Source organism: Sandarakinorhabdus sp. (assembly GCF_031422795.1).
GTDB lineage: Bacteria > Pseudomonadota > Alphaproteobacteria > Sphingomonadales > Sphingomonadaceae > Sandarakinorhabdus.
The window spans coordinates 1-1,745 of record NZ_JANPML010000036.1; the positions used below are offsets into that span (position 1 = coordinate 1).

Below are 1,745 nucleotides of genomic sequence, written 5' to 3' on the forward strand. Positions count from 1 at the left end.
ACGATGATGCCGTCTTCCACGCCCAGTTCCAGGAAGGCGTAACGGATGGCGCGGATCTTGGCGACGAAGTCTTCGTGCGGCACCGTCACCTTGCCGTCCTGGTGGCCGCACTGCTTTTCATCGGAAACCTGGTTTTCGATCTGCAGCGCGCAGGCACCGGCTTCGATCATCTTCTTGGCCAGCAGATAGGTGGCTTCCGCGTTGCCGAAACCGGCATCGATATCGGCGATGATCGGCACGACGTGCGTCTGGAAATTGTCGATCTGGTTCTCCACCGCCTTGGCCTTCACGGCATCGCCGGCAGCATGGGCGGCATCAAGATCGCGGAACAGGCCGCCCAGTTCGCGGGCATCAGCCTGGCGCAGGAAAGTGTACAATTCCTCGATCAGCGCCGGCACGCTGGTCTTCTCGTGCATGGACTGGTCGGGCAGCGGGCCGAACTCGCTGCGCAGGGCGGCGATCATCCAGCCCGACAGATACAGGTAGCGCTTGTCGGTGGTGCCGAAGTGCTTCTTGATCGAAATCAGCTTCTGCTGGCCTATGAAGCCGTGCCAGCAGCCCAGCGACTGGGTGTAGCTGGCGGGATTGGCGTCATAGGCCGCCATGTCGCGGCGCATGATCGCCGCGGTATAACGCGCGATGTCGAGACCGGACTGGAATCGGTTCTGCAGGCGCATGCGGGCAACGGCCTCGCCACTGATCGCTTGCCATCCGGCTTTGCCGGCAATGGCGGCTGTGGCAGCGGACACTTCGGATTGATAGCTCATACGCACTCCTTTGCAGACAATACGGCGGTTGCCGGTAAAACTTGTCAAAGCCCTGCGCGTCCGCTACCGGCTGGTCAACGCGATTCTGTCAAGAAATCGTGTGTAAATGTCTCATTTTCGCCGCGAAAGCTTGTGAAATTGTAAAAATATTGACAGACTTTCCTGCCTCGATCGCCGCGCCGGCCTTGCCGGAATCGCTGGGCAATGGCCGCAAGATCTTTGCTGGGGCGCGCGTGCGCCGGCTACGCACGGCGCGCGGCCTGACGCAAACGCGGATGGCCAATGATCTCGGTGTTTCCGTATCTTACCTCAATCTGATCGAGCGCGACCAGCGCCCGCTGTCGGCCAGCTTCCTGCTGAAACTCGCGCAGAATTATGATCTCGATATCCGCGGCCTGACCGGTGATGGCGAAGGCGAGCTGGTTGACGACTTGTCAAAACTGTTCACCGATCCGCGCCTGATCGGCATCGATGTGCCGCGCACCGAGTTGCGGGATCTCGCCGCGCGCGCCCCCGGCATTGCCCACGCCCTGCTGCGGCTGGCGGCGGCTGCACCGGCGGTTGCCGCGGCGCCAGCGCCGCCTGGCCCATTGGCGGCGGTCAACGCGCTCATCGATGGTGCCGGCAATTATTTCCCGGCGCTCGATGAAGCTGCCGAAAAGCTGGCCGACGAACTTCGCCTGTCCGGCCCCGATCTCAACGCCGCCGTGGTCGATCGGCTGCGCGCCCGCCACGCCATTACGGTGCGGGCGCTGCCGGCCGAAGTGCTGCCCGGCCAGCTGCGTCGGCTCGATCTGCACGCCCGGCAGTTGCAGTTGTCGGAATCACTTGATGCCGCCAGCCGGGGCTTTGCCGCCGCCGTGCAACTGGCGCTGATCGAGCTGAAATCCGAAATTGCCGATACCATCGCCAGTGCTGGTATCAGCGACCCGCTGGCGGCCCGCGCCTGCACGGTGGCGCTGGGCAAATATGCCGCCG

2 protein-coding genes are annotated in these 1,745 nt (G+C 63.3%); one reads left to right on the forward strand and one right to left on the reverse strand.

The window, feature by feature from the left end:
• Positions 1-767, reverse strand: a 767-nt coding sequence (locus RMO81_RS01490) for an isocitrate lyase (protein ID WP_310473956.1), incomplete at its 3' end; no start/stop codon positions are given.
• A 149-nt stretch (positions 768-916) separates the two neighbouring features.
• Here RMO81_RS01490 and RMO81_RS01495 point away from each other — a divergent pair.
• A partial coding sequence (locus RMO81_RS01495) for a helix-turn-helix domain-containing protein (protein WP_310473958.1) occupies positions 917-1,745 on the forward strand: 829 nt, incomplete at its 3' end.